This window comes from Paenibacillus sp. AR247 (assembly GCF_002968895.1).
In the GTDB taxonomy this organism is placed as follows: Bacteria; Bacillota; Bacilli; order Paenibacillales; family Paenibacillaceae; genus Paenibacillus_AQ; species Paenibacillus_AQ favisporus.
In genome coordinates, this window is record NZ_PCZT01000002.1 from 112,246 (window position 1) to 119,095 (window position 6,850).

General features: G+C 54.2%; 7 protein-coding genes. 4 read left to right on the top strand and 3 right to left on the bottom strand.

Annotated features, from left to right (window positions below):
* The coding region (locus CPT76_RS00885; RefSeq protein WP_146116125.1) for an MFS transporter at positions 1-533 on the bottom strand (533 nt) is incomplete at its 3' end.
* Between the two features lie 163 nt (positions 534-696).
* Between CPT76_RS00885 and CPT76_RS00890 the strand changes: the two genes are divergently transcribed.
* A complete protein-coding gene (locus CPT76_RS00890; protein ID WP_105441618.1) occupies positions 697-1,443 on the top strand; it encodes a MerR family transcriptional regulator in 747 nt (248 codons plus the stop codon).
* A 178-nt stretch (positions 1,444-1,621) separates the two neighbouring features.
* Here the strand turns inward: CPT76_RS00890 and CPT76_RS00895 are convergent, their stop codons facing one another.
* Positions 1,622-3,355, bottom strand: a complete 1,734-nt coding sequence (locus CPT76_RS00895) for an Ig-like domain-containing protein (protein ID WP_181152641.1) — start codon at positions 3,353-3,355, stop codon at positions 1,622-1,624.
* Between the two features lie 385 nt (positions 3,356-3,740).
* Between CPT76_RS00895 and CPT76_RS00900 the strand changes: the two genes are divergently transcribed.
* Complete coding sequence (locus tag CPT76_RS00900) at positions 3,741-4,484, top strand: SDR family NAD(P)-dependent oxidoreductase (protein ID WP_105441620.1); 744 nt, start codon at positions 3,741-3,743, stop codon at positions 4,482-4,484.
* 241 nt (positions 4,485-4,725) lie between these two features.
* A complete protein-coding gene (locus tag CPT76_RS00905; protein WP_145024998.1) occupies positions 4,726-5,295 on the top strand; it encodes a TetR/AcrR family transcriptional regulator in 570 nt (189 codons plus the stop codon).
* A 3-nt stretch (positions 5,296-5,298) separates the two neighbouring features.
* Here the strand turns inward: CPT76_RS00905 and CPT76_RS00910 are convergent, their stop codons facing one another.
* On the bottom strand, positions 5,299-5,961 hold the full coding sequence (locus CPT76_RS00910; RefSeq protein WP_105441621.1) for an O-methyltransferase: 663 nt from the start codon (positions 5,959-5,961) through the stop codon (positions 5,299-5,301).
* Between the two features lie 146 nt (positions 5,962-6,107).
* Here CPT76_RS00910 and CPT76_RS00915 point away from each other — a divergent pair.
* Positions 6,108-6,850: LysR family transcriptional regulator (locus CPT76_RS00915; protein WP_105441871.1), on the top strand; the 743-nt coding region annotated here is incomplete at its 3' end.

Sequence of the window (6,850 nt, forward strand, 5' to 3'; positions counted from 1 at the left end):
ACAGTCCCGGTCAAGCCCATGGAAACCCCGATGCCGAAGGTTTGATACACCCATGTCCCAAGAACGGGGCCGAGCACCATAAACACGGCAAATATCGTTTGCAGCATGGACATCGCCGGCTGGATCAAGTCCGCTGCGGCCCGTTCTTGAAACAGCCTCATTCCTGATGGCTGCGACAATTGGGACAGCACGGCGGATACCAGCGTCGGGAAGAACACGGCTTCCCAGGCACCCGATTTCATGGCCGCGAGGACGATCCAGATGGAGACGGCGGCGAGCGCATCGCACCAGATCAGCGTTCTGCGCGGCCGCCACCGGTCGGCGAACACGCCTCCGATCAAGGCAAATACCAACATCGGAGCATACTCGGCAACCGAGATCATAGAGACGGCGAGGGCGTCGCCGCCAGTCTTGTTAACCACATAGAGCAGCACCGCGAAGTTCCGGACCCAAATGCCGGTTTGCGTCAGCAGATTGGAAATGAGGACGATCCGAATCCATGGATGATGTAACAGCTTTAACGAAGCGAACATATGTTAGACTCCCTTCCTGGTTTGGATTTCATCATGTGCGTTTCGGATTCCATGATGCAGCCTCCTCCAAGGGGAGAGTCAATGCCCCATTTTTTCGGGTTCCCTGCTTGACTCTGACCTTAGGGGAGGCTATACACTAACCGCGAAAGGAGGAAATGACCAGGTGTACACCGTGAAAGAAGTATCGGAGCTGTCGAATGTCACCATCAAGACGCTCCACCACTACCACAAGATCGGCCTCCTGATGCCGAGGGAGATTACTGAGGCGGGATATCGGTTATACGGCATGGAAGAACTGGAGCGTCTGCAGCACATTTTGTTCTATAAGGAGCTCGATTTTCCGCTGGAGCAAATCAAGCAGCTGCTGGAGGATCAGCCGGGCAGAGCTGAGATTTTGTCCGGTCAAAGGGAACTCCTCCTAGGCCGGATGAGCCGGCTCGAGCGGCTTGTCCATACGCTGGATGAGTCCATTCAACATACACGGGAGGGAAAAGCGATGAATACGAAGGATATGTTCCAAGGATTTCAAAGCGAAGAGGAATGGAAGGAAGCGTTGGCGGAGCAGAACCGCCATATCCAGGAGAATTACGGATACGACATGCTGGAAGAAAACCGGGTGGATCCGGTCGAGATGAACGAGCAGGCCGCGGAAGCGGTGCGCTTTATGAACGGAATGGCGCAGGCGCTGATGGATGGCGTCAAATACGACGACGGGCAGATCCGGCAGCTGATCGCATCGCATCTGGAGGCTTTGAAGAAGCATGGACATGACACCGGACCGGACGCATTTGCCGCGCAGGCGCGTTTTTTCCTGAAGGATGACTTTCACCGGAACATGCTGGAGTCCCAGCAAACCGGCCTGTCCTACTATCTGTGCACCGCAGCCGAGGCGTTTGCGCAGAACGCTTAACAGGCGTATCGGAAGCCATCAAGATCTAGTGTCATCAGGATCGAAGGACGCAAAAAGACGGATCAGCTGCAGCTGGTCCGTCTTTTTTCCTCTCTCCAGGGTTTATTCATGGGAGGGGGCGACTGGAGATTTCCGCTTCCCCTTATAGTGCCGCTGACGCCGGCCAATTGCGTTTTCTTTAACGCTCCGAACCGGCCGAGCGCATCACCTGCACGTCTGCCATGACATGGCTGCCTTTATAAAAAGCATAAATCGTCGTGTTCCCTGCCCGCTTCCCGACCAGATTTCCTTCCGCATCGATATCCGCGATATCTGGGTTCTCGCTGCGGAACTTCGCCTGCTTGGTTACGTCGGTCTCCTTGCCGGTCAAGTAATCCAGCACCGTCAGACGGATATCGATCTGCGTGCCGGCGGCCAAAGAATACTCGTCCGAATCCAGTTGAAGCCGACCTTTGACCTTATCGAATTCGTCGCTGTCCTTAGGCAGCACCTGGACCTTGATCCTGGCGCTCAGCCCCTGGAATTCCGCAAGCAGATAGGTTTTCCCCTGCGAGACACCGATGACACGCCCGGAAGAGTCCGCCTCGGCAATGGACGCATCTTCGATGATGTACACCGCCGCTGTGGACAGATCGCTGTGCGATCCATCCTCGTATACCGCCTCAAGCACGGAAGGAACGGTTTCCCCTTCTTTCAGCTTCAGTTCCTTTCCGGAAAAAGCAATGCTTGTCGGCTTGCGGTCACCTGCTGGCCCCTGCTCCTGAAAAGGGGCTACCTTAATGAGCTGGAACTTTGTCGTTTCCTCGCGCAGTACCGTGCCGGGAACGATGACGCCTCCGTCCGGACCGGCGGCACCGATGCCGTAGCGGGATAAAGCAGCCTCCTTGAACAAGTGGCGGTTCAGAAGGTTACCGTCCCTGTCCACGGTCAGCACATCGTACTGGATTTTCCGGTTCGAAGGGCTTCCCGAATAGTGGCCCCCCAGCAGGGCGTAGCCGTCGCCTAACGGAATCAAATTGTTAAACACCTCATAGTCCGAGCCCTCCGTCTTGAACGTCTTCTCCCACTGCGGCTCCCCGTTTAGATCTGTCTTCGTCAGAATCGTAATGCGCTGCTGGTCTACCACCCGCTGGCTGCCGATCAAATAACCGTCGTCACCCGCGGGGATGACCGCAAAAGCGCCCCGGTCCGTGTGGGGATCGCTGATCTGCTTAGACCAAACCTCCTGCCCATCCGCATTCAATTTGACGATCAGCAGCGCGTCCGGATCCCCTGCCTCGTATTCCGGAGTATTCACCGCGCCTACCGCGATCAATCCTCCGTCGACCGCCGGAATCAAATCGTCAAAATACTGGCTCTCCGCATAACGGTATTTGTTATACCACAGCTCCTGTCCCTTCCCATCGACCTTAAGCGCGTAAGCGGTCTCGTATCCCATCTTGGAGATGCCCTTGCCGCCGATAACGAAGCTTCCATCCTCCAGCTCCACCGCTGCCTTCGGTGTGCTGTAAATATAAGGATCATCCTGGGTCCGGTCCCATTTCAGACCGCCGTCTGCATCCAGTTTGGCCAGGTACATCTGGCTGTAAGGCTCACCGGCCTGATTGGTGGATGTTCCGTACACGAGATACCCGCCGTCCCGGGTTTCAATCGCGGACAGCGCTTCATTGGTGCTCGAACCGCCATAGGCCAACCTTTGTTCCCATTTCACTTCTCCCTCCGGGCTGAGCTTCATGATATACGCTTGTTGCTCATAATCGTCCCACTCCCCGGCAGGCACGACTTCCGTATAGCTGCCCAAAGCCAGGTATCCGCCGTCCGAAGTGGGAAGAACGCCTTCACCGGCAGACCAGCTGCCGTATTCCCGGGACCATTCCATATGCGTCTGGCTGTCGCTTTCCGCGCGGACCACCCCCGCCTTTCCCCCTGGCATCATAATCAACAATACCAACATCATGCTTGTAAATCGCAGTAAAAACCTGGACATATGCGCACCCCTCACGTCTCGTCTGATTAAATTCCATAATATTTCAATCTGCTCTAATTATGGGTGCAAATCATTCAAGTGGGTATCCCCCTAATCTCTTAAATCCCTGTGTCGTATGAACGGTTTTCCATTCGCCGGTCAAGGCGATCTGCAACCCTCTGGACCTAGTTCGATGGAATGAGCCCGCATATAGCGCCATTGCATTCGTCATGAAAGTGTGCTAATAATTGTATGAACTATTTTACACGATGTAAACAAAATTCTCTAAAGCAGGATTCGTTTACACTTTAAATTGGGGAGGCAATCTGGCATGAGATTACAAGGCAAAGTGGCGATCATCACCGGGGCAGCAAACGGAATGGGTGCGGCGGAAGCGAAATTGTTTGCCAAAGAAGGCGCAAAGGTCGTCGCAACCGACTTAAACGAGGCGAAGCTCAATGAAATCGTTGCCGAAATTACCGCAAACGGCGGCGAAGCAGTGGCGCTGAAGCAGAACGTCACCTCGGAAGAGGAATGGAAGGCGATCGTTGCAAGAACGGTTGAGCTCTACGGCAAAGTAGATGTATTGGTGAATAATGCGGGCGTCGCAAGTCCCAAAACGNTGGCTGATATGGAGATGGACGAGTGGAACAAGGTCATGGACATCAATCTGAACGGCTGCGTGCTTGGCATGAAATACTGCATCCCTGAAATGAAAAAGGCCGGCGGCGGATCGGTTATTAATATTTCATCCATCGGCGGCATTGTGGGCATGGCAGGCTCTAGCCCTTATACGGCTGCCAAAGGGGCGCTGCGCGCGTTGTCCAAATCCGCTGCCGTCGAGTACGGCAAGGATCGGATCCGCGTCAACTCCGTCCATCCCGGCATCATCGTCACGCCGATGACCGCTCCTTCAATGGCATCCGCTATGCCTTATTATGAGGCGCACACCCAGCTTCCTTACATGGGCGAGCCGGAAGACGTTGCTTATGGCGTCGTATTCCTGGCCAGTGACGAGTCCAGATTTATGACGGGTGCGGAACTCGTCATTGATGGCGGCTGGACAGCGCTGTAATCCGAGAGCATTTTTATCTATCCAAAAAAAACAGGGGCTGCTTCTCAAATGGTTCGAACCTTTGAGGCAGTCCCTTTTTTTCTCGGCTATTCGGCATCCTTTTATTGCAAGATAGATCATCGGCAGATGACGTCCGGCTGCCTTGAATATACGTCGGATGACGTTTTTTATGCTAGTATAGAGTTACCAAAAGATAGGTGTGATGTGGGTGGAAAGAAAAGATCCAAGGCAAGTGCATTCGATGAAAAAAATACAACGGGCTTATTTGTCGCTGATGCTGAAGGAAAACGAAAAGAGCATCACCATTCAGCGCATCTGTCAGGAAGCTCATGTAACGCGGCCTACGTTTTATAAATTGTATAAAGATATCCTGGAATTGCGCGTCGACCTGCATAATGCGATTTTAAACGATTTAAGGCAGTCCTTGACCATTACCCATCCCAAAAGGATTGACGAGCTACGTTCCGAAGACCTTCCGGAAAACATGGTCGCCCTGTTTGAGCATATCATTCAGAACCAGCTAGCCTATGAAGTCATGCTCGTGTATAAACCGGACGACTTATTTATTCAGGAAGTCAAAAACATCATCAGGCATTACGTAGAAGACGGCATTCGCGTATCCCAAACGTCCGAAGAAGGGCTCCGCATGGAGATGTCCTTCGTCATTGCCTACACAACGGGCGCTTATTTGGAAAGCATCGTCTGGTGGGTTCGCAGCAACTATAAATATTCCGCCGTCACCATGGCGTCCAAGCTGCTCGAAATCTCCTTCCACGGGCCATACAAAAACCCGATTTTATGGAATAAGTAACACTTATTTCACGATGCCAATCATAAACCCGTCGTACCCCTTACTCCCCACCGTCTGCAGCGCCGTGGCCGAAATATTCGGATGCCCGCTGAGCATATCGTAGAACGTTCGGACACCCTGCACCCGCGGGTCAGTGCTGTGCCGATCGGCAATTTCCCCGTTGCGGATAACGTTGTCCCCGACAATGACCGTTCCCGGCCGGGAAAAATGCAGCGCCCAGCGGAGATAGTTCGGATTGTTCGGCTTATCCGCATCGATAAAAATGAGGTCAAACGGCTCCACCCCCTCTTTCTCCATTTGGGCCAGCTGTTCAAGCGCGTCCCCGGTGCGTACTTCGATCGTCTGTTCCAGCCCCGTCCGGGCGATGTTCTTCTTGGCGACTTCGGCATGTTGCAGACTCAGCTCCAGTGTGATGATCCGCCCGCCTTCCGTTAAGCCTCTAGCCATCCATATCGTGCTGTAAGCCCCCAGCGTCCCGATTTCCAGGATCCGTTTCGCCCCTTTGATCTGTACGAGCAGCTGCAAAAACTTCCCCTGATTCGCCGTTACATCGATTTCCGGGAGGTCCGCCTTCCGGTTCGCCACGATCACTTCGTCCAACACCCGGTCATTCGGGCAAAGCCGGTCGACAATATACTCATCTACTTGTTCCCATACAGGATTCATTCCCCGTCACTCCTTATCATTTGGTTTCATCTTTAGGATAGAAGCGCTTCTGGTTCTATTGTAGATCGTCTATAATGATATGAATAATATATCTTTCGCCGATTTTCATACATTAAAGATATGAATGGATGAGGAGTTGATACACCTTGAACCTGCACGCCCTGCGCTTATTTCATGTGATTGCTTCCACCGGGAGCGTGACCCGGGCATCCGAGCTGCTGAAGATCAGCCAGCCTGCGATTACCGCCCAGATCAAGAAATTCGAGAAGGAGCTGTCCCTGATCCTGCTTGAACCGCAAGGAAGGGGCATCCGGCTGACCGATGCGGGGGATAAAATAGCTGCGCTCGCCAAGAGGCTGTTCGCCGTCGAGCAGCAAATCGAGCAGCTGGCGCGGGACTACGGGCAGGGTATGGCCGGCCACATCCGCCTGGCGGCGACCTACCTGCCTGCGCACTTTCTCCTCCCGACCTGGCTGGCAAGGTTCAAACAGCAGTATGAGCAGGTCGAGATGAGCATCACCACGACCAACTCCAGCGGGGCGCTCCGGCAGCTGCTGAGCGTCGAAGCCGACCTGGCCATCTATGGCGGGCTGCCGGAAGAATATCCGGACACGATTCAGACCGAGGAGCTGTTCCAGGACGAGCTGTGGTTCGTCGTCGCGCCGAATCATAAGTTTGCGAACCGCCACCTGTCGCTTGCCGAAATGATGAGCGAGCCGTTTGTCATGCGCGAGGAAGGCAGCTCCACGCGGGAGCGGCTGTTCGCGCTATGCCGCACCTACAACGCCCCGGCCCCCAAGGTAGCGCTGCAGTTTAACGGTCTGCACGAGGCGATCACCGCCGTCATTGCCGGATATGGCGCCAACTTTGTCTCCTCGCTGGTCGTACG

What these genes read in the sequence shown, in the direction of transcription:
- CPT76_RS00905 (WP_145024998.1), top strand. Translation starts at nt 4,726, where the DNA reads ATGAAAAAAATACAACGGGCTTATTTGTCGCTGATGCTGAAGGAAAAC.
- CPT76_RS00910 (WP_105441621.1), bottom strand. Translation starts at nt 5,961, where the DNA reads ATGAATCCTGTATGGGAACAAGTAGATGAGTATATTGTCGACCGGCTT.